This is a genomic window from Nocardia mikamii NBRC 108933, assembly GCF_001613505.1.
GTDB lineage: Bacteria > Actinomycetota > Actinomycetes > Mycobacteriales > Mycobacteriaceae > Nocardia > Nocardia mikamii.
In genome coordinates this window covers 14,374-37,206 of sequence record NZ_BDCM01000003.1, presented here as the reverse complement: position 1 = coordinate 37,206, position 22,833 = coordinate 14,374, and the positions used below count along the sequence as shown (strand labels likewise).

Annotated in this window: 12 protein-coding genes; 11 read left to right on the top strand and 1 reads right to left on the bottom strand. The window is 68.1% G+C overall.

From position 1 onward, the window contains the following. Positions 1-35: 35 nt before the first annotated feature. From NMI01S_RS01795 to NMI01S_RS01745, 11 genes are all read left to right on the top strand, one after another. Positions 36-6,209 carry a non-ribosomal peptide synthetase gene (locus tag NMI01S_RS01795; RefSeq protein ID WP_062994295.1) on the top strand — a complete coding sequence of 2,058 codons (6,174 nt, stop codon included), beginning with the start codon at positions 36-38 and terminating at the stop codon, positions 6,207-6,209. 23 nt (positions 6,210-6,232) lie between these two features. Next, a complete protein-coding gene (locus NMI01S_RS01790) occupies positions 6,233-6,985 on the top strand; it encodes a thioesterase II family protein (RefSeq protein WP_062994294.1) in 753 nt (250 codons plus the stop codon). Next, on the top strand, positions 6,982-8,280 hold the full coding sequence (locus NMI01S_RS01785; RefSeq protein WP_062994293.1) for a beta-ketoacyl [acyl carrier protein] synthase domain-containing protein: 1,299 nt from the start codon (positions 6,982-6,984) through the stop codon (positions 8,278-8,280). The genes NMI01S_RS01790 and NMI01S_RS01785 overlap by 4 nt, the downstream gene beginning before the upstream one ends. Continuing rightward, positions 8,273-11,317 (top strand): nocobactin polyketide synthase NbtC, encoded by a 3,045-nt coding sequence (gene nbtC / locus NMI01S_RS01780; protein ID WP_062994292.1) that lies wholly within the window; start codon positions 8,273-8,275, stop codon positions 11,315-11,317. Before NMI01S_RS01785 ends, nbtC begins: the two co-directional genes overlap by 8 nt. Before the next feature lie 90 nt (positions 11,318-11,407). Next, complete coding sequence (locus NMI01S_RS01775; protein ID WP_062994291.1) at positions 11,408-12,370, top strand: daunorubicin/doxorubicin resistance ABC transporter ATP-binding protein DrrA; 963 nt, start codon at positions 11,408-11,410, stop codon at positions 12,368-12,370. Continuing rightward, positions 12,367-13,152, top strand: coding sequence for an ABC transporter permease (locus NMI01S_RS01770; protein WP_062994290.1), 786 nt, complete (start codon positions 12,367-12,369; stop codon positions 13,150-13,152). The genes NMI01S_RS01775 and NMI01S_RS01770 overlap by 4 nt, the downstream gene beginning before the upstream one ends. A 14-nt stretch (positions 13,153-13,166) precedes the next feature. Continuing rightward, positions 13,167-13,997 carry an ABC transporter permease gene (locus tag NMI01S_RS01765; protein ID WP_245716667.1) on the top strand — a complete coding sequence of 277 codons (831 nt, stop codon included), beginning with the start codon at positions 13,167-13,169 and terminating at the stop codon, positions 13,995-13,997. 155 nt (positions 13,998-14,152) lie between these two features. Beyond that, positions 14,153-15,472: a lipase family protein gene (locus NMI01S_RS01760; RefSeq protein ID WP_157126007.1), complete on the top strand. Its 1,320-nt coding sequence runs from the start codon at positions 14,153-14,155 to the stop codon at positions 15,470-15,472. A gap of 103 nt (positions 15,473-15,575) precedes the next feature. Then, positions 15,576-16,895 carry a lipase family protein gene (locus NMI01S_RS01755; protein WP_157126006.1) on the top strand — a complete coding sequence of 440 codons (1,320 nt, stop codon included), beginning with the start codon at positions 15,576-15,578 and terminating at the stop codon, positions 16,893-16,895. Between the two features lie 254 nt (positions 16,896-17,149). Beyond that, positions 17,150-18,304, top strand: coding sequence for an alkane 1-monooxygenase (locus tag NMI01S_RS01750; RefSeq protein WP_062994287.1), 1,155 nt, complete (start codon positions 17,150-17,152; stop codon positions 18,302-18,304). Positions 18,305-18,577: 273 nt separating this feature from the next. Further along, positions 18,578-20,686, top strand: coding sequence for an amylo-alpha-1,6-glucosidase (locus NMI01S_RS01745; RefSeq protein ID WP_062994286.1), 2,109 nt, complete (start codon positions 18,578-18,580; stop codon positions 20,684-20,686). A gap of 15 nt (positions 20,687-20,701) precedes the next feature. On the opposite strand, the gene NMI01S_RS01740 is transcribed toward NMI01S_RS01745, so the two are convergent. Further along, on the bottom strand, positions 20,702-22,744 hold the full coding sequence (locus tag NMI01S_RS01740) for a M13 family metallopeptidase (RefSeq protein WP_369689897.1): 2,043 nt from the start codon (positions 22,742-22,744) through the stop codon (positions 20,702-20,704). Between the last annotated feature and the right edge of the window lie 89 nt (positions 22,745-22,833).

Below are 22,833 nucleotides of genomic sequence, written 5' to 3'. Positions count from 1 at the left end.
CCCGAGTTTTCGTTGTAGACAGATTGGTTCGTCAGATGCGTTCGCTGGAAGACCTGCAGGTAGCGATGGCGGCTCGGCTCGCCGAGGAAGGTTTGGCCACCGCCACGACCGTGCCGGTACGCCGGGATCCGCAGCGGGCGCCGTTGTCGTTCGGACAGCGTTACGTGTGGGCGCATCAGCAGATTTCGCCCGGCAGCTCCGCCTACAACCTGTGCCTGGCGCTGACCTTCGAGGGCGCGGTGGCCGCCGAACCGATCGATGTGGGGGCGCTGCGCACGGCCTTCGCCGCGCTCGTCGAGCGGCACGAGGTGCTGCGCACCACCTATCACACCGATGAGGACGGTGAGCCCTATCAGCGGATCCACGCCGACCTGCCACCCCGGCTGGTGGAGGAGGATCTGTCCGGTCTCGCCGAGGAGCAGGCCCGGGGGCGGTTGCGCGAGCTGACCGAGGCCGCGGCCCGCGAAACCTTCGATCTGACCTCGGAATCCTCGCTGCGGGTGACCTTCGTCCGGATATCCGCCACCGAAGTGGTCGCGGTGGTGGTGATTCAGCACATCGCGTGGGACGGGATGACATTGCCCGCCCTCTCCCGGGATGTGGAGAACTTCTACCGGCAGGCGCTGACCGGCCCGGTCACGGTGGAGCCGCTGCGGTTGCAGGTCGCCGACTTCGCCGAATGGGAGGCCGACCGGTTCGCCGCAGACGACCACGCCGAGGATATTCGCTTCTGGCAGAGCTGCTTCGACGGTGAACTGCCGGAGCTGCAACTGCCCTACGATCGCCGCCCCGTGGCGGCCACCGAACGCGGTGCCCGCCGCGATCGCCCGCTGAGCGCGGCCGCCGACACCGCGCTGCGCCGCCTCACCGCCGAGCTGCGCACCACCCCGTTCTCGGTATTCCTCGCCGCCTATTACATCGCGCTGCGTGAGATGACCGGGCGCGGCGACATGGTCATCGGCACCACCGTGGCCAACCGCGAAGAGTCCGGGATGGAGCTGCTGATCGGCAATCTCAGCAATATGCTCCCGCTGCACATCGCCGGCCGTGACGATCAGCGCTTCGCCGAGCTGGTCGAACAGGTGCGCGGCGTGATCACCGACGCCTTCGGGCACAAGCATTTCCCGCAGGAGGGCATCGTCCGCGCGGTGAACGCCGCGACCGGCAACGTCGGCTCGAATCTGTTCGACACGATGGTGCTGTTCCTGCACCAGAAGATCGACGGCCCCCAGCTGCCGGACGTCACCACCCGCTGGGAGCTGATGGACAACGGCGCCGCCCTGCTGCCGCTGGTGGTGGAGACGTTCATGCACGGTGATCGGACCGACGTCCAGATCACCTATCGCACCGACCTTTTCGACGCCGTCACGATCGATCGCCTGCACGAGTACATCGATCTGGTGCTCGCCACCGCGACCGACGATCGGCGGGTGTCGGAGCTGGCCACGCTGTCGGCGACCGACCGCGCGGCGTTGGCGCGGTGGTCGCACGGCGCCGCGGTGCCGATCGAGGCGGAGACCGCCGACGCGATGATCCGCGCCTCCGCGCGCACCTACCCGGACCGCACGGCCGTGGTGTTCGGCGATATCGAACTGAGCTACCGCGAATTCGATACCCGGGTGAACCGGCTCGCGCGACTGCTGCTGGAAGACGGGGTGCGGCCCGGCGATCGCGTCGGTGTCTACGCCGAACGCAGTGAACGGCTGCCGATCGCGTTCGCGGCGGTGCTGCGCGTCGGCGCGGTGTATTTCCCGATCGACCCCAGCTACCCGATCGACCGCATCGAGTACATGCTCGGCGATGCCGAGCCGGCGCTCCTGCTGAGATCGGCCGGCCAGGCGTTGAGCGTCGAAACCGATGTGTCCACCATCGATCTCACCGACCAGCGGGTGATCGAACGCCTGTCCGCACTCGACGGCTCGGAGCTGTCACCGGCCGAACTGACGCGGACCCCGCATCCGCTCGACCCCGCCTATCTGCTCTACACCTCCGGCACCACCGGCCGCCCCAAAGGTGTCGTGATCCACCATCGCGGCATCGCCAACCACGTGCAGTGGATGCGCGACTACCTCGGCTTCGGCGAGGAGCGCATCCTGCAGAAGGCGCCGATCGGCTTCGACGTCTCGGTCTTCGAACTGGTGAACGCGCTGTGCACCGGATCGGCGACGGTGCTGCCGCCGCCGCAGTGGTGGCAGGCCGACGTGGAAGCGCTCGCCGAGATCATCCACCGGCATCGCATCACACAGATCTCGTTGGTGCCCAGTGTGGTTCGCGCCTTCATCGACGCCGGACCGGATCCGGCGCGGCTGCAATCCATGCGCTACGTGTACCTGGGCGGCGAGGCGGTACCGCCGGCGCTGGTCGAGGAATCGAGTCGCTTCTTCGGCGGCACGGTGCTGGGCCTCTACGGCCCGACCGAGGGCTCGATGGACCTCATGCACGAGGACTTCGCCGGCCGCACGAACACCGAAGCCACCTCCGGCGCTGCGCTCGAACCGGCGCTCATCGGCCGGCCCGAATGGAATTCGTCGGTCTACGTGCTGGACGAGCGGTTGCGGCAGGTCCCGCCCGGCGTGATCGGTGAGCTCTACCTCGGCGGCGTGCAGCTCGCGCAGGGCTACCACCGCCGCCCCGATCTGACCGCCGGCGCCTTCGTGGCGTGCCCGTTCGCCGGCGAGCCCGGTGCCCGGATGTATCGCACCGGCGATATCGTGCGCTGGAATTCGCAGGGCCGCATGGAATATCTGGGCCGGGTCGACGATCAGGTGAAGGTGCGCGGGCATCGCATCGAGCTCGGTGAGATCGGCACCGTGTTGCGCCGCGTACCCGGAATCGCCTCCGCTGTGGCGATCACCGTGCCGCAGGGCGCGCAGAGTCACGACCTGGCGCTGGTGGCCTACTATGTGCCCGAAGCGAATTCGGAATTCACCACCGGTGGCGACGCCGAGAACGCCGAGCGCATCAAAGCCGCACTGGCGCAACGCCTGCCGGAATACATGATCCCCACCGCACTGGTGAAGCTGGCGGCACTGCCGCTGACCGCCAACGGCAAACTCGACCGCCGGGCACTGCCGCACCCGGATCTCGGGGGCAGCACCGGTCACGGCCGGGAACTGCGTGCGGGCGCCGAAGCCGCGGTCGCTGAGGTGGTGCGCGCGGTGCTGCACCTCGGCGATACCACCGCGCTGGCGGCCGACGACGATTTCCTGGCTCTGGGCGGCGATTCCATCAGCGCGATCCGGATGGCGTCGGCGCTGAAGAAGTACGGATTGCTGATCACCACAAGCGCCCTGTTCGACGCGCGCACGATCGCCCGCATCGCCGCGGCGTGCGAGCCGATCGTCGAGAGCGGCGGCCCGGCCCCGGTCGAGGCGCAGAGCCCGTCCGGCTGGATCCCGCTCAACCCCATCGCGGCCCTGCTGATCGAACAATCCGACGACTACCACGCCTACACCCAGGCCACCACGGTCGTGGCGCCCGCGCACAGCACTCGCGAGCAGATCGCCGAGGTGGTCTCGGCGCTGGCCGCCCGCCATCCGATGTTGCGCGCGCGGCTCGGCACCGATCCACAGGGCGCCACGGCCTATTACGTCCCGGAACCGGACGAGCCGACCGCCGCGCCCACCGTCGCGGAGATCGTGGTCGGCGACGAGAACTGGGACCGCGGCGCGGGTGCGCGCCTGAACGAGCAACTGGCCGAGTTGAGCGCGCAGCTGGACCCCGCGGCGGGCCGCATGCTCGCCGCCGCCTGGGTGCACTCCGCCGACGGAACGCAGGGTCGGCTGCTGCTGGTCGTCCACCACCTGGTGGTCGACGGGGTGTCCTGGCGGGTTCTGCACGACGATCTGCGCGGCCTGTGGGGCGTCGCGGCCGCGACGGTCGAACCGCAGCCGGGAACCTCGGTCAAGACCTGGAACACCAGCCTGGTGCACGTCGCGAACAGCGACGCCGTACTCGCGACGCTGCCGTACTGGCGCGCGGCCGCCGAGGCGGTGGATCCGCTGCTCGGCAGCCGCGCCCTGGACCCGGCCGTCGACACCGTCGCGACCGTGCGCGAGGTCACGGCCACCCTCGACGCGGACGACACCGCGTTCCTGATGAGCACGGCCGCCACGGCTTTCGGCTGCGACTTCCTCGACATCCAGGTCGCCTCGCTGGCCGTGGCGATCCATCGCTTCCGCCGCCGTCGCGACCGGGACGCGGAGGCGGTGGCGTTGACGATGGAACGGCACGGCCGGGTCGAAACCCTGTTCAACGGAGTCGATCTGGCCAACACCGTCGGCTGGTTCACCACCACCTATCCGGTGTCGCTGAATATCCCGGATGCGGGCGAGCAGGTCGAATCCGCGGTGAAAGCGGTCAAGGAGCAACTGCTCGCGGTGCCCGAATCGGGAATCGGCTGGGGACTGCTGAGCCGGCTCAATCCCGAAACCCGCGCCGAGCTGGCGGGTTCACCCTCACCACAGGTGAGTTTCAACTACATGGGCCGCTTCGCCTCGTCCGGCGCCGCCGACCGCGAATCGGTCCGAACCTGGGATGCCGCACCGGAATTCGGCTACATGGGCGGTCATGCGGATCCGGCGATGCCGGCCCCCGCCCTGCTGGACATCAACACCGTGGCGCTGGCCGACGGCGACAGCGTGCGGTTGCATGCCTCCTTCCGCTTCCCGGCGGGACCGCTGTCCGACGACGAAGCCGGCGAACTGGCGCAGCTGTGGACCGAGGGGCTCGGTGAACTCGTGAAGACGGTGCGCGACAACCCGGTTCGCCGCCTCACGCCCAGCGACGTCGTCGCCGACGAGGTGTCCCAGCTGGACCTGGATCGCTGGCAGGCGCTGTATCGCGGCTGCGTGGACATCTATCCGCTGGCACCGCTGCAGGCCGGCTTGTACTTCACCGCGCTCGGCTCCGCGGGCAACGACGTCTACAACGTGCAGACGCTGATCGGGGTGCGCGGTGAACTCGACCAGCCACTGCTGGCCGCATCGTTCGACACCGTGCTGAATCGCTATCCCAATCTGCGCGTATCGATGTCGGTGTCTCATGCCGGACAGCCGTACGCGGTGGTCGCCGACCACATGCGAATCCCGGTGCGCGAGATCGACTTCGCGGAACTGCCCGACGCGCAGCAGCGGTTGCGGGAGTTCTTCCGCGCCGACCAGGCCGAACATTTCGATCTCACGCACGGACCGCTCCTGCGAGTGACGGTGGTGCATCTTCCCGACGACCACCACATGGTGGTACTGACCTCGCACCATCTGCTCACCGACGGCTGGTCGGGCCAGTTGCTGCCGCGCGAGATCTTCGCCGAATACGCCGGTCGCGGCGGGCAGCCGCTCGGCGATCCGGAGACCTTCGCGCGCTTCCTGCGCCTCACCCGCGATCGGGAGCAGGCCACCGAGGCGGCCTGGCAGAGCTATCTCGAGGATGTGCGGCCGTGCCTCGTCGCCCCGGCCCGCACGCCCGACAGTGGCGGTGTGCCGGAGGGGCGCACATTCGTCCTCGACGACGACACGGTCGCGCGCGCCACCCAACTGGCCGCCGAGCAGGGCGCCACCTTCAGCCTGGTCTGCCAGCTCGCCTGGGCCAACGCGCTGCGTTACGTCACCGGCGAGCAGGCAACGGTGTTCGGTGAGGTGGTGTCGGGCCGGCCCGCCGATCTCGACGGCGTCGACCATGCCGTCGGGTGTTTCGCCAACACCATCCCGGTCGCGATCGACCTGGCCGGCGACCGCACCTGGCGCGACCATCTCGCCGAGATGCAACGTCACCGCGTGGATCTCATGGAGTACCACCAGTACCGGCTCACCTCGGCGATGCGGGCGGCGGGACGATCCGGACCGGCGGCGCGCAAGCTGTTCGACAGCATGTTCGTCTTCCAGTCCTATCCGCCGGGGCGCGACGAGCTGGAAACCTCGTTGCGCGAGGGAGGTTTGGAGCTGGTGTCGTTCGAGGGCGGCGGCGCCACCGACAACGCCCTGCTGCTGATGATCTTCCCGGCGAATTCCCTGCTGCCCGGCGACGCCGTGCAGGCCGTGGTGTTCTACGCCGAGGACAGCTTCGAAGCCGACGATGCCCGCATCGTCGAGACCGCCTTCCGGAACACGTTGCACGCCATCGCCGAACAGCCCGACCGCGCCGTCGCCGACACCACCGTGCTCGACGACGAGGATCAGGGCCTGCTGGTGATGCGGCGGATGTGGCAGTGACAGATATGAGGAGTCAGACGAGCATGGCAGCAGCACCCGGTTGGATCCGGCAGTTCCACGCACCGCGCGGTGCGAGCGCGCCGCTGATCATCTGCCCGCACGCGGGCGGCGGCGCATCGACCTACCGGCCCTTCTCGAAGCAGTTGCGTGAACACTTCGACGTCGGTGTGCTGCAGTACCCCGGCCGCCAGGACCGGGCTCGCGAGGCCGCGCTACAGACGCTGCCCGAGATCGCCGAGGGCGCCTTCGGCGAATTCGCGCTCTCCCCGTGGAATCGCGACGAGCCGATCACGGTACTGGGCCACAGCATGGGGTCGATCGTGGCCTTCGAATTCGTGCGCATCGCCGAATCCGAGGGAGTTCCGGTGCGATTGCTCGCGGTCTCGGGCGCGGTTCCGCCGGGACGGGTCGCCGAGATGCCGAACCATCCCACCGAGGACGAACAGTTGCTCGACCATATGGCCGGGCTGGAGGGCACGGGCTCGGATCTGCTCGGCAATCGTGAGCTGATGCGGATGGCGCTTCCGGCGCTCAAGGCCGACTACGCCGCCTTCGACCGTTATTCCTGCCCAGCGGACGTGCGCGTGCAGGCGCCCGTTCAGGCGATGGGCGGCAGCGACGACGAATACGTCACCATGGGCGACCTCTACGGCTGGCAGCAGCACACCGAATCGCACCTGCGAGTGTCGATGTTCGACGGTGGCCACTTCTATCTGCACGACCACGTCGAGGGCATCGCGGAGCTGCTGGTCGCGGAAATGGAGACCACATCATGAGTGACGCGGATCCGATCGTCGTCAGCGGTTTCGCCGTCGAGGCGCCCGGTGGCATCGAGACGCCCGGACAGTACTGGGCGGCACTGTCGCAGGCGCGCGATCTGACCGGGCCGTTCCCGCGCGACCGCGGCTGGCCGCTCGCCGAACTGCTGAACCTGTCGCGCCGCGAAGGCTGGGCGGCGGTCTGCGACGCCGGCGGATTTCTCGATCGCGCAGCGGAATTCGATCCGATGTTCTTCGGCATCACCCCGCGCGAGGCCGTCGCGATGGATCCGCAGCAGCGGGTGGCGCTGCGGGTGGCCTGGCGGGCGCTGGAGAACGCCGGCATCGATCCCGCGGCCGTAGACGGTGACGAGGTGGGCTGCTATATGGGCGCCTCACCGACCGAATACGGTCCGCACGGCGCCGAAGTCAACGACTATTCCGGCTACCGCGCCGCCGGTGCCGCGCTCGGGGCGGTGGCGGGGCGGATCTCCAACTGTCTCGGTCTCGGCGGCCCGTCGATCGTGGTCGACACCGCCTGCGCCTCGTCACTGTCGGCGGTACATATGGCGGCGGCGGCGATCCGCGCCGGGGAATGTGACTGGGCGCTGGCCGGAGCGGTGTGCGTGATGGGTTCGCCCGCCGCGTTCTTCGAATTCTCCAAGAACAACGCGCTGGCCGCGGACGGACAGTGCAAACCGTATTCCGATGCCGCCGACGGCACGCTGTGGGGTGAGGGCGCGGGCGTTCTCGTACTCGAACGCGAATCGCGGGCCCGTGCGGGCGGTCGCCGGATCTACGCCCGGGTGCTCGCCACCCGGGTCAATCACAACGGCGCGGGGGCACCGATCGCCGTGCCGAGCAGCCGGGCGCAGGAGCGGCTGATCCGCGCGACCGTGGCGGCAGCGGGTATTTCGCCCGAGGTCGTCGGCATGATCGAAGGACACGGCACCGCGACCGCGGTCGGGGACCCGCTGGAACTCGAGGCGCTGGACCGCGTCTACGGTTCCGGCGCCGCGCGCCTGGGCTCGGTGAAATCGAATCTGGGCCACGCCCAGGCGGCGGCGGGCATGCTCGGCCTGATCAAGGTGCTGCTCAGCGGTCTGCACGGACAGATCGCGCCGACCCGCTTCGCCGACAATCCGACCGGCAAGGTCGATTGGGACGCGACCGGCTTGCGGCTGGCCGCGAAACTCGAGGACTGGCAGCCGCACGACGGTGTGCGCTACGCGGCGGTGTCGTCGTTCGGCGTCTCGGGCACGAACGCCCATGCGCTGCTGGCCGTTCCGGCCGAAGAGGAGAGTCATGTCTAGCTACCGCCTGCCCGACGGCAGCGTCGCGATCCTGCTGTCCAGCGACAACCCGGATCTGCTGGGATCGGAGGCGGCCGCGGTCGCGGACTACCTCGCCGCCCATCCCGAGGTGACGCCGGATCGCGTGGCCGACATGCTGTTTCGCACCCGGTCGCCGCGCCGCCACCGCGCCCTGGTCATGGCCGATGCGCAGACCGATGTGATCGCCGCGCTACGCGCCGTGGCCGACGGCCGCCCGCATCCGGCGGTGGTGCGCTCGGAGCGCGCCGCGACCGCGCAGCGCGTGGCGTACGTCTTTCCCGGTCAGGGCAGCCAGCGCCCCGGCATGGGCGCGATGCTCTACGAGCACTCATCGGCCTACCGCGACGCAGTCGACGAGTGCGACAAGGTCTTTCACGATCTCTACGGCTGGTCGCCGCGCGCCTATCTGCTCGAGGCCGGCCGGCAGGCCGACGACAAGGCGCTGACCGTGCAACCGGCACTGTTCATGCAGATGGTCGGCGTGGCCGCGATGTGGCAGGCCGCCGGGGTCGCCCCGGGGGTGACGGTGGGGCATTCGCAGGGGGAGATCGCCGCCGCCTATGTGAGCGGGGCCCAGACCCTGCGGGACGCGGTGCGGATCGTCACCACCCGGGCGCAGATCGTCGACGACCGCAAGCTCAGCGGCTATTCCATGGCGGTGCTCGGCATCGACCGCGACGAGTGCGAGGACCTGATCGCCCGGCAGGCCGACTTCGTGGAGTTGTCGGTGATCAACTCCCGCCACATCATCGCGATCTCCGGCGAACGCGACGCCGTCGTGGGCATCGTCGAAACACTGAACGCCGCAGGGAAATTCGCGAAGGAAATCCGCGTCCAGTATCCGGCGCACACCTCCTACGTGAGTACCGCGCGCGAATTGCTCGCTGCCACGGTCGGTCCGGAGATGGACAACCATGCCTTCACCGACACCGACATCGACTGTATCGGTGCCACCATGGGCGACCGCATCCATTCGGGCCTGTCGACGGTCGACTACTGGTATATGAACCTGCGCAACCGGGTGCGCTTCGACCTGGCGATCCGGACAGCCGCGGACGCGGGGGCGACCACCTTCCTCGAGATCTCCGAACATCCGACGCTGATGTTGGCGATGCAGGAGAATCTGGCGGAGATCTCGGGACAGCGGGAATTCCAGGCGCTGGGCACCTCGCGCCGCACCGCCGAGGATCTGCGGGAATTCACCCGCAATCTGGCGACCGTCGCGGTGCACGACGCGAATTATCGATGGGAGGCGCTGCGCGAATCCGGCGACGGTGGTGTGCCCGCACTGCCGCTGCTCGACTTCCCCAATACGCGGATGAGCGCCAAATCGCTGTGGGCGCCGTTCGATTACGCGCGCGCCGCACACAAGCCGCTCGCCGACAGCGATCGCGACGACTCGACGGTCGCCCCGCGACGGGTCGTGGAGACCTGGACCCGGTTGCAGCGGCGAACGATGGTGCCGCCGCGGACCTTCGCGGTCATCGATCCGGCCGGCACGAACGAAGACCTCGCGGCGGCCGTCCGCACGGCCGCACCGCGCCAGGGCGCCACGGTCGTCGAGCCGGGTTCCGGCACCAGGCCGGACACGGTAGTGGTATTGGTCCCGCAGTCGTCGGCGGACGGGCCCGTGCGCGACGTCGCCGAATTCCTCGGCGCCCGAGCCTGGTTGGACGATCTGGACGGCATCGGCGATATCTGGCTGGTGACCAGCGGCGGCGAACAGGTCGTCGAGTCCGATCTGCCGGATCCGTTCCATGCCGCAGTGCAGGCCGGATTCCGTTGTCTGGCAGCCGAACACGTGGGCGTCGCCTTCCGGCACGCCGATCTGGGCGCCGGGGTCGATCCCACCGCGGCGGCCAAGGGCCTGCTCGGTGCGATCCACATCGCCGCCGAACCCGAACTGGCCGTGCGCGACGGCGGCTTCTACGCCAAACGGCTGATCCTCGACGACACCGCGGGCGATGCCCCGTTGCGTGCCGAGGAATTGCGCGAGGTCGTGATCGTCGGCGGCACCGGCAAACTGGGGCTGGACTTCTGTGCGCAGTTCGCCGCCGCGGGCGCGGGCCGGATCACGCTGATCAGCAGATCCGGCGGTACGGCCGCCGCCGGGGCGCGCATCGCCGAGATCGGAGCCCGCTACGACACCGAAGTCGTCGTGCGGCGCTGCGACGCCGGTGATGCGAAGGCGCTCGGCGCCCTGGCGGCGGAATACGCCGCGAGCCCGGCGACTCTGATCGTGCACGCCGCCGTGGACTACGAGGCGGCGGCCGCCGATCCGGCCCCGTCCACCATCAGCGCGGCGGCGACCGCCAAATCCGTTGTGCTGCATAACCTCACACGCATCTTCCCGCGCACCGACGACGGGCGCGTCGTGGTGTGCTCATCGCTGTCGGCCACGCTGGGCGGGCGCGGGCACATGGTCTACTCGGCGGTCAACCGGATGCTGGACGCGCAGGCCGCGCACTACCGGGCCGAGGGCATCCGATGCTCGTCGGTGCAGTGGGGTCTGTGGCGGGCGGTCGGCGCCGACCACGCCGAAGCGCTGGCCCGTATCAGCGGCACCGGCCTGCTGCCGATGGACCCGGCTGTTGCGGTCGCCGCCGGTTTCGCGCCGCGCGCGGCCAATGTTCTGGTCGCCGCCGCGCAGTGGGGACGGATCCGAGACCTGTTCTCGGTCTTCGGTTTCGCCCCGCTGTTCGCCGAACTGCCCGAGGACGAGCCGGAACCCGCGCCGCCGGTCGCCGAGCCCGCCGCCGAACCCGTGCCGGCCGCCGAAGTGGCGGCCGTGCCACGCGACGTCGCCGACTCCGTGCGCGATGCGCTACGCGCGGTGATGGGGCTGGAGCCGGACGAAGCCGTCGACGGATCGGTTCCGCTGGTGGCGCTGGGCCTGGATTCGCTGCAGGCGCTCGATCTCCGCAAGCGGGTCGAGGCCGAGTTGCGGCGGGATCTCCCCGTCACCGCCATCCTCGGCGGCGCCTCCCTCGACGAGGTGGTGGCGCTGCTCGGCTGATGCCGAGGCGGTGGAGTTCATCGAATAATAAGTTAGCCTTGCCAAAGTACATGGGTGGGCGCTCGGACGGAGAGCATGGTGTCGAATTCAATGGGTGGTCCGGCGGATACGGACGACGCGATCGTCGTCGACAGTGTGGAGAAGACCTTCGGCGCGGTGCGCGCGCTGAGAGGTATCAGCTTCAGCGCCCCCGCCGGCAGTGTGCTGGGCGTGCTCGGGCCCAACGGCGCGGGTAAGACCACCACCGTGTCGGTGTTGTCGACGCTGATCCGGCCCGATGCCGGCAGTGCGCGGGTGGCCGGCTTCGACGTGGTCACCCAGGCGGCGCAGGTGCGGTCGTCGATCATGCTGACCGGGCAGTACGCGGCGCTCGACGAAATGCTCACCGGCCGGGAGAATCTGGTGCTCTTCGCCCGGCTGATGGGTTTGCGGCGCAAGGCCGCCGCGCAGCGTGCCGAGGAACTGCTGGAACAGTTCGCGCTCACCGAGGCGGCGCAACGCCGGGTCGGCCAGTACTCCGGCGGTATGCGCCGGCGCATCGACATCGCCTGCGGATTGGTCCGCCCGCCCCGCGTCGTATTCCTCGACGAACCCACCACCGGCCTGGACCCCGTCAGCCGCCAGAGCCTGTGGGCGCTGGTGCGCTCGCTCAAGGAACAGGGCGTGACGATCCTGCTCACCACCCAGTACCTCGAGGAGGCGGATGCGTTGAGCGACAACATCATCGTCGTCGACAAGGGCACCGTGATCGCCGAGGGTACCGCCGATCAGCTCAAGGCCCGCTCCGGCGACAGCTACTGCGAGGTCGTTCCGGTCGACGCCGCGGATGTGCCGGCCGTGGCCGCCGCGCTGGCGAACCTGGGCGAGGTCACCATCGCCGAATCGCAGGACCGGGTGTCGGTGCCGGCGCCCGGCGGCGCGGTGACGCTGTCGGAGGCGCTCGACCGAATCACCAGCGCCGGAATCGAATTGATCGACATCGCGCTGCGCCGCCCCTCCCTCGACGAGGTCTTCATCCAGCTGACCAAGCCGGCCGAAGAGGTATCGGCATGACCGCGGCGACCACCGAAACGCCGGAACTGTTCCGGGTTCCGGCCGGATTGCAGTGGTCCGCCCTGAGCGGGCGCATGATTCGTAGCGCCCTGCGCGAGGGCGATCTCGTGCTGGCCTTCGCGGCGCCCGTGGTGTTCTTCGTCTGCTTCTACGTGCCGCTGCGCCATTCCATGGAAGCCGGCGGTATCGATTACGCCCAGTACCTGCTTCCGCTGATCGCGGTCTTCGCCATGTTCTTCACCTCCATGTTCGCCGGTGACCGGGCGGCACGAGAGGTCGTCGGCGGCATGGCCACACGGTTGCGGGCGATGCCGGTGCCGCCGTGGATTCCGGTGACCGCGCGAATGTCGGCGAATCTCGTGCGTGCCGTCGCCGCCTTCGCCGGGGCGCTGGTCATCGGCACGAGTTTCGGATTCCGATTCCACAGCGCGGATTCCGCGCTGGTTTTCGTACTGGTGGTCCTGGCTTTCGGCGCCACCCTGGTGATCGCCACCGATGCGCTCGGCACCATCACCCGCAACAGCGAACTGAGCGGCACCGTCTTGTTCGGCCCCCAGCTGTTGCTGGTGATGACCTCCACCGGGTTCGTTCCGGTCCAGGGCTTCCCGGGCTGGATCCAGCCGTACGTGCGCAATCAGCCGGTCTCCCAGATCACCGACGCGCTGCGCGGACTGGCCGCGGGGGAGTACACCTCCGAACTCGGCGTGGCCGCGATCTGGATCGCGGTGCTGCTGGTGGTCGCCGCGGTCCTGGCGGTGCGAGCGGAAGGGCGCCGGGGATGAGTGAGGTGACCGGAATGTCCCCGGTAGGCGCAGCCGCGAGCGAGGTGGTGATGGGCGATTCTCCCGTGCTCGGCAACCGGATCGGCGATCTGGGGTCGCAGACCCTGGTCGAGACCGGTCGCCTGCTGCGGCGGTGGTCGCGGCAGCCGGAGGTGATCACCAGCACGCTGGTGCTGCCGATTCTGCTGCTGCTCATGTACGACCTGGTGCTGGACAAATCCCTCGGCGCCACCGGCGGCGCCGACCCGATCTACGGTTTCGTGCCGATGATCGCCGTCGCCGGAGCAATGTACGGCGCGATGGGGACCGGCATGTCGTTGTACGCCGAGCGGAAAAGCGGTCTGCTGCGCCGGTTCTGGGTGCTCCCGACGCATCGCTGGGCCGGACTGTCCGGCCGGCTCGCCGCCGAATGCGCCCGCGCGCTCGCGGCGACGATCGTGGTCCTCGCTGTCGGTATGGTGTTGGGCCTGCGTTTTCAGCAGGGCTGGGGCGGCGCGATCGGCGTCCTGCTCGTGCCGGTGATCGTGATCGCCGGATTCACGCCGCTGGTCGTCGCGGTCGGGGTGAGCAGCGCCGGCGACAAGGTGGTGCAGCTGTTCGCGATCGTCGTGCTGGTCGGCATGTTCTTCAATTCCGGATTCGTGCCGGTGCGGAACTATCCGGGCTGGTTGCAGCCGGTCGTGCGGGCCCAGCCGATGAGCTGCGCCATCGAGGCGATGCGCAACTTCACCCTCGGTGGTCCGCTTGTGGTTCCGGTGTTGCAGACCGTCGCGTGGTCGGCAGGGCTTATCGTCGTTTTCGGCGCCGTGGCCATTCGCGGTTATCGGCGGGCCGTGCAGAGTTGACCGATCCGCGCCTTCGGACAACCCGTTAGCCAGTCGATAGCGAGACACGCCGACCGTCATTCTGATTCCCCGAAGATCGATCCGTCTTTTTCGGTACTGTCGAGATCCGTTTGTTCGTTCCGCTAGGCATCCCGAAGCTCAGGAAAGGACGAATCGTGCGGAGCCGGATTCGCAGTTGTACCGCTGTCTTGTTCGGAGCTCTCATCGCAGTCGCGGGCGGAATGGTTTCGGCGCCGCATGCCTGGGCACAGCCGCCGGCGCAGGCCGGCGCCGATGATTTCTATGTTCCCCCGGCGCCGTTGCCGCCGGGGCCTCCGGGTGCCATCGTGCGGGCTCAGCCCGCATCGTTGCTGTTCTCGGCGCCGGGACAACCCGGCGTCGTCCCGGCGATCTCGACACGCATGATGTATCTCAGCAACGACACGCACGACGCGCCGACCGCGGTGACGGGCACGTATCTGCAGCCGATGCTGCCGTGGACCGGTCCCGGCGAACGCCCACTGGTCGCGTACGCGGTCGGCACACAGGGGCAGGGCGATCAATGCGCGCCCTCGAAATTGCTCCCGCAGCTCGCCCGATACCAGCCGCCGTTCGACGTCATCGCCGAATACGATGTGGTGGCGCTGTATTCGCTGCTGTCGCGCGGGATGGCCGTCGTGGTCACCGATTACCACGGGCTGGGCACACCGGAAATGCACGACTTCCTGAATCGGAAAGCGCAATCCTATGCGGTCCTCGATTCGGCGCGGGCCGTGGAGCAGTTACCGAACAACGGCCTGGGGCCGCGACCGCCGGTCATCGTGTACGGCTACTCCCAGGGCGGTATGGCTTCGGCGGGTGCGGCCGAACTGCAACCGAGCTATGCGCCCGAGCTGAATATGCGTGGTGCGTACATCGGCGGACCGGTGGTGGACCCCGAGTACTTCATCGGCTTCAACGAGGGGCAGCCGAGCCTGTCCGGTGCGGTCGGCTTCACGCTCAACGGCATCGCCGCCGACTATCCCGATACTCGCGCGGAACTCGACGCCGAACTCAACGACGCGGGTAAGGCGCTGATGCGTGATGCCGAGAGCAAATGCGCCATCGCGGTGTCGCTGGACAATCCGCAGCAGCACACGGCCCAATTCACCTCCAGCGGACAGCCACTCACCACGGTGATCGACCGGTCGCCGGCGTTGAGCCAGGCCTTCGCCGATCAGCGCATCGGTGGCGGCACGCCGTCGGCGCCGGTGCTCATCGCCTCGGCGAGGAACGACGAGGGCGCGCCGTTCGCGCCCATCCGAGATGTGGCCGCCGCGTGGTGCAGTCGTGGCGTGCCGGTGCAGATGGACGCGAACTCCCAGCTGCCACTGATTTCCGGTGTCATCGGCACCCATGATCTCGCGTTCTTCCCGTCGTTGGCGGCGTCGCAGATGTGGCTGACCGATCGGCTCGCGACCGCGCCCGCGGCCAGCAATTGCGCCGCGCTGCCGTAGCGGCCCGTGCCCGGATGGGCCACGGACGGCCCATCCGGGCCGCTGATGTTCGACCGCTCGACGCTCGACACATATCCGCCGAAAGCGCAGGGAAGGATCGATCGTGAGGGGCTTGATCCGCAGATGGAACGCAGTTCTGTTCGGCTCGCTCGTCGTCATCGCAGGCGCCGCGATCTCGGCGCCACCCGCGTTGCCGCAACCGGCTACGCAGGTCGCCGCCGATGATTTCTACATGCCACCGCCACCACCGCCGCCGATGCCTCCGGGCGCGATCCTTCGCGCCCAACCGGCAGCGCTGGTGATGTCGGCGCCCGGCCAACCGGGTGTCGTGCCGGCGGCGTCGACGCGAATGATGTACCTCAGCAGCGATACTCACGACGCTCCGACCGCCGTGGTGGCGACCTATCTGCAGCCGACGCTGCCGTGGACCGGCCCGGGTGAACGTCCGCTGGTCGCATACGGAGTCGGCTCTCAGGGCCAAGGCGATCAGTGCGCGCCGTCGAAGGTGCTGCCGCAGCTGGCCCAGTTCCAGCCGCCGTACGATCTCATCGCCGAATACGACGTCATCGCGCTGACGTCGTTGCTCGCGCGCGGTATGGCCGTGGTGGTGACCGACTATCACGGGCTGGGCACACCCGATGTGCACGACTTCCTGAACCGGAAAGCGCAGGCGTATGCCGTACTCGATTCCGCGCGTGCGGCATTGCAGCTTCCGGGCACCGGGCTGAATCCGCACTCGCCGGTCATTCTGTTCGGCTACTCCCAGGGTGGCATGGCCTCGGCCGGCGCGGCCGAACTGCAATCGAGCTACGCGCCCGAACTGAACGTGCGCGGGGCCTACATCGGCGGGCCGATCGTCGACCCGGAGAGTTTCATCGGTTACAACTACGGCCAACCCGGTGTCGGATCCTCCGCGCCATTCACCCTCAACGGCATCGCCGCCGACTATCCCGAAACGCGTCCGATTCTCGATGCCGAAATCAACGATGCCGGTAAAGGACTGATGAACGACGCTCTGGGCAAGTGCGCCATTGCGGCGTCATTGGATATTCAACTACGGCGAATTACGCAAATCACCACCAGTGGAGAACCTCTCACCGCGGTCATCGACCGGTCTCCGGCGCTGAAAGCGGCATTCGACGAGCAGCGCATCGGAACCGTGGCGCCCTCGATGCCGGTGCTCATCGCCTCGGCCGCGAACGACGAGGGCACGCCGTATCCGCCGGTTCGCACCGTGGCCGCCGGTTGGTGCGCCGGTGGCACTCCGGTTCAGCTGGACGCGAATCCGCAGCTGCCCGCTGTCACCGGCGTCGTGGGCACCCACGACCTGGCCTATTTCCCGTCGCTGGCGACCGCGCATTCATGGGTGACCGATCGGCTGGCCGGGTTGCCTGCGCCGAGTAATTGCGCGGCCCTGCCGTAGCGACATTCGCGCACGGCCCGGCCGACGCCGCCCGCCGAACGGGGTGGGCGGCGTCGCGTCGTCCAGTGGCGAAAATCCCGCCCCGGAAAATCGTAGCCATACCTTGGTGATTTCGGGGTATATGCACGTCGGTAGGTCTTTTTCGGCGATCTCTGGACAGCCGGGCACGAACGGCTACTCTGAATATTCAGGCCTACGCCGCTTCCCGCGGCCGCATTCTCGATCCGGTGTCACTCTTGGACAGCGAGAAGAATATGGCGATCTTCGAACAAACCCGAGCTCGCGACCCCAAGCGGTATCTATGGATGCTGGGGTTGATCGCACCGGCTTGTGCCCTGCTCCCCGGGCCACTGGTGGTCCTCACCGGATCGCCCGTGTTCTGGTGGATCGGGCCGATCATCGTTTTCGTGGCCATTCCGTTGCTGGATTGGGCGATCGGGAACGACGGTAGTAATCCGCACGACGAGGACTACGAAGCGCTCTCCAACGACCGCTACTACCGTTGGTGCACTTACCTCTTCCTCCCGATGCAGTTCTTCGGGCTGTTCATCGCGGGTTTTCTCTGGGCGGACACCGACCTGTCCTTGGTGGACAAACTCGGTCTCACCCTCACTCTCGGCGTGGTGTCCGGCATCGGGATCAACGCCGCGCACGAACTGGGACACCGGTCCGAACATCTGGAGCGGTGGCTGTCGAAGATCGCGCTCGCGCAGTCCGCGTACGGGCACTTCTTCGTCGAGCACAACCGCGGCCACCACGCCCGCGTCGCGACCCCGGAGGACCCGGCCAGCGCCCGCTTCGGCGAGCCCCTGTGGGTATTTCTGCCGCGCAGCATGTTCGGCGGGCTCCGCTCGGCGTTCCGGCTCGAACGGGACCGGCTGGCACGCAGGGGCAAGCGATGGTTCACCTACGAGAATCATCTGCTGCAGGCCTGGTCGATGAGCGTCGTGCTGTTCGGCGCCATGATCCTGTACTTCGGTCCGCGTGTGATCCCGTGGCTGGCCTTGCAGGCGTTGGTCGGCGCCCTCCTGCTCGAGACGGTGAACTATGTCGAGCACTACGGCCTGCTGCGCGCGCGGCGACCCGACGGCACATTCGGCCGCTGCTCGCCACGTGACAGCTGGAACAGCGACAGTCTGGTCACCAACATCTTCCTGTTCCATCTGCAGCGCCACAGCGACCACCACGCGAATCCCGGCCGCCGCTACCAGACCCTGCGCAGCGTCGAGCAGGCGCCACAGCTTCCGATGGGATATGCCGGGATGGTCCTGCTGGCCGCGGTGCCGCCGCTGTGGCGCGCGGTGATCGATCCTCGGGTGCTGGCCCATTACGGCGGTGACCGCAGCCTGGTCCACGTCAAACCGCCGCGCAAACGGCCTGTCGAGGGAGCCGGCGATCGCGCGCGCTGAGTCCGGTCCGCGATCCGCCGTACTATGCCGGCCGCAGCGCGGATTTGCGACGTGGTCGAGGGATTGGCCGTGCCGAGCACCCTCCAGCGGTTACTCTCGATGATCGAGACGTTCTCGCACGAACGTTGTCGGATAGGCCCACGCAAACCTCGAGCCGGATCGGTTGCCGCCGGTGATCAGGGAGGAGCCGTTCGCGATGGTGATGTTCGAGTCGACGAAACGATCTACCGCGCCTGCCGCGGCGCCGCGACACCCCCGAGGGGATGATGCGCGATGACCGGGCCCTCACCTCTCAACGGCGGCGAACCCGCCCTGCTGAACGGTTCGGTGACGCTGGTCGAGGGCAGCACCTTCTGCCTGTCCGACCGGGTCGGCGATGTGGAATCGGGAACCTCCCAGGGCCTGTTCTATCGCGATGCCCGCGTGGTGTCGCGCTGGGAGTTGCGGGTGGACGGGCAGCGCCTCGAACCGCTGTCGGTGCTCAGTCCGGAGGCCTTCACCGCGAGGTTCATCCTGCGGCGGCCGCCGCGGTCCGGCGCCGCCGATTCCAGTCTGCTGGTGGTGCGCGAACGCCTCGTCGCCGACGGTATGCGGGAGACGGTCATCCTGGAGAACCTCGGCCGCGAACCCACGGCCGTGGTGCTGGAACTGCGCGCCGACGCCGACTTCGTGGATCTGTTCGCCGTCAAGGAGGGCCGAGCCGGGCACGGACGGGCCGAAATACTGGTCACCGACAACGAACTACTGCTCAACGACCGCTCCGATCGCGCCCGCGGCCTGGCGGTCTCGTCCTCGGAATTGCCGATTGTGCTGCCCGGCTCGCTGACCTGGCGCATCGTCGTGCCCGCCACCGGGCGCTGGCAGACCGAGATCCTGGCCCAGCCGACGGTGGCCAATCAGCGGGTGCATGTCGCGCTACGCCCGGGCGAGCACTACCGCAGCAGCGAACCGGGCCGCAAGATGGCCGCGTGGCGTGACACCGCCACCAAACTCACCACCGGCGATCCGCAGCTCACCGCCATTCTGCAGCGCACCGAAAGCGATCTGGGCGCTTTGCAGATTCGCGAGGAACGCCGGCATCGCACCTTCGTCGCCGCCGGCGCCCCGTGGTTCATGACGCTGTTCGGCCGCGACTCGCTGCTCACCGCGTGGATGGCGCTGCCGCTGGACTCCTCGCTGGCCCTGGGCACCATGCAGCAATTGGCCGAAATGCAGGGCCAGCAGGTCGACGCGCTCACCGAGGAGGAACCGGGCCGGATCATGCACGAGATCCGCCGCGGCCCGGCGGGCGGACTGGCCCTGGGCGGTGAGGTGTACTACGGAACCGTCGATGCCACACCGCTTTTCGTGATGCTGCTGGCCGAGACCCGGAGGTGGGGCGCGTCGCCGGAGGCCGTGCAGACGCTGCTGCCGGCGGCCGACGCGGCTCTCGACTGGATGTCGCATTTCGGCGACCGCGACGGCGACGGCTTCGTCGAATATCAGCGCGCGACCGACCGCGGGCTGATCAATCAGGGCTGGAAGGACAGCTTCGACGGCATCAACGACGCGGCCGGACATCTCGCCCAGGCCCCGATCGCGCTGTGCGAGGTGCAGAGCTACGTCTACGCGGCGATCCTGGCCCGCGCCGAACTGGCCGAGGAATTCGGGCAGTCGGACAAGGCCGAGAAGCTACGCGAACATGCCGCCGAACTGCGGACGAAATTCGCGGAAGCGTTCTGGATTCCCGAAAAGGGCTGGTACGCAGTCGCTTTGGACGGCAACAAACGCCGCGTCGACGCGCTCACCAGCAATGTCGGACATTGCCTGTGGTCGGGCATCGTGACCGACGAACATGCCGAACAGCTGGTGCACCATCTGGCTACCGCCGAGATGGACTCCGGATTCGGTTTGCGCACACTGTCTTCCGGGATGGGTGCGTTCAATCCGATGAGCTATCACAACGGTTCGGTCTGGCCGCACGACACCGCCATCGCCGTGGCCGGCCTGCTGCGTTACCGTCACATCCCGGGCGCGGTCGGACTGGCCACCCGGTTGTCCAACGGATTGCTGGACGCCGCAACCGCTTTCGGCGGCCGCCTGCCCGAGTTGTTCTGTGGTTTCCAGCGCTCTCGGTTCTCGGCGCCGGTGCCCTACCCGACCTCGTGTTCCCCGCAGGCCTGGGCCAGTGCCGCGCCGCTGCTGCTGGTCCGTTCGTTCCTCGGACTCGAACCCGATGTGCCGCACCGCACGGTGACCGTCCTGCCGCACGTCCCCGCGCGCTGGGGCAGAGTAGAACTCACCGATCTGCGCCTCGGCGGTACAGCGGTGGACCTGGCGGTGGACGGCGAGCAGGTGACAGCCGCCAACCTTCCCGACGATTGGCGACTGATCACGCACTGACCGGTCGCGCGGAGCTCACAGAGCGACGCGCTGATCTTCGGGAAGGAAGAGTTTGTCCGACGGCTGGACGCCGAAGGTCGTGTAGAACTCCGGCAGGTTGCGCACCACCTGGTTGCAGCGGAATTCGCCGGGGGAGTGCGGATCCGTCGCGACCTGCTGTTCGAGCGACTGCTGGGTCTGCTTCTCGCGCCAATTGCGGCCCCAGGACTGGAACATCGGGGTGTAGTCCGGGGCGTTGCGGCCGCTCTTGGCTTCCTCGATGCGGAAGGCGGCCAGCGCGATCATCAGCCCGCGCAGGTCGGCGAGGTTCTCGCCGACGGTCAGCTGACCGTTGACGTGATCGCTGGGCGGCAGGCCCTCGGGCACCAGCGCGTTGTACTGATCGATCAACTGTTTGGTCTTGGCCTCGAAGGCGGTCCGGTCCTCCGGGGTCCACCAGTCCTCGCGATTGCCGTCGCCGTTGTACTTCGAGCCCTGGTCGTCGAAGCCGTGACCGATCTCGTGGCCGATGGTCGCGCCGATCGCGCCGTAGTTCACCGCCGGTTCGGCCCCGGTGTCGAAGAACGGGGCCTGCAGGATCGCGGCCGGGAAGTTGATGGAATTGGAGGTCGCCTCGTAGTAGGCGTTGACGGTCTGCGGCGACATGCCCCATTCGGCCTTGTCCACCGGCGTCCCCAGCTTGTCCATCGACCGCTTCGCCTCGAAAGCCTCGATGGCGAGCAGAGATTCGACCAGTTGGCCGCGGGTGACCTTCAGCTTCGAATAGTCCACCCACTTGTCCGGATAGCCGATCTTGACCGTGATCTTGTCGAGCTTCGCGATCGCGGCCTCGCGGGTCCGCGGGGACATCCACGAGGAGTTGCGGAAGTTGTCGCGGTAGGCGGCGAGCAGATTGTCGACCAGTTCCTTGGCCCGCGTCTTCGCCTGCGGCGGAAAGTATTTCGCCACGTACAGCTTGCCCAGCTGCTCACCGAGATTCGCGTCGACCACCGCGACGGCCGATTTCCACAGCTCCGGCCGCTGCTCGATTCCGCTGGTGGCCTTCAGGAAATCGAAATTCGCGTCCGAGAGGGCCTTGTTCATGTATTTGGCGTATTTGCGCAGCAGGCTGAGTTTCAGCCATTCCCGCCAGGTGTTGATATCCACCTCGGTCCACAGCTGACCCGCCGCGGTGACGAACGACGGTTCACCGACGACCATCTTCGTGAACAGATCCTTGGGCCGGTCGGTGCTGCCGGCGAGCCACGGCTCCCAGTCGAAACCCGGTGCCAGCGCGGTCATCTCGTTCCAGGCCATGAGGTTGTAGGTGGCGTCGGCGTCGCGGGTGCGGACGTTGTCCCAGTACCCGGCGGCGATGCGCTTCTCCAGGTCCAGGGTGCGTTCGGCCGCCCCGTCCGGATCCGGGAGGCCGGCCCCGGTCGCCAATTTGTGCAGCAATGTCTGGTACGCCGAAAGGTATTGCGCGAATTCGGGTTTCCGGTAGTACTGCTCGCTCATGCCGAGACCGGACTGGCCCACCGCCGGAATGTAGGCGTTCGAATTCTTGCGGTCGATACTCACGCCCAGCCCGATCAGGCCGCCCAGTGGCAGCGCGCCCATGACCTTCGCGAGATCGGCCCTGTTCTGCGCCCCGTCGATCCGCGCGAACAGCGGTTGCAGCGGGGTGGTGCCGAGCTTCTCGAGCGTGTCCAGATCCATCCGCGCGTCGTAAAGGTCGCGGATCTGCTGGCCCTCCGATCCGTCCTCCGGATCGTGGATCCCGTCGATGACCTCGCGCAGCTGTCCCTCGACCCGATCGGACACCTCGGCGAAGGTACCGTAGGAGACCTTGTCCGGCGGCAGCTGGTAGGTGCGCAGCCAGGTGCCGTTGATATTGCGGTACAGATCGTCCTGCGGCCGCACCGCGGGGTCGAGGCCCGACAGGTCGGGGCCGGTGAGGGGTTTCGGCTTCGTGTCGTCGCTGTTGCACGCCACCAGGGCGGTGGCCACCGGCACCGCGCCGAGGGCGATCAGGAACGAGCGGCGACCCAGGCGGACCTGGCGACCGGACGATGTCACAGAAAATCCTCTCCCCGACTTCATCGTGCACCTGCGCGACATCACCGCGGCCCCACCCGGAGGCGGGGCCGGTCGCGTCCGTGAGAGGC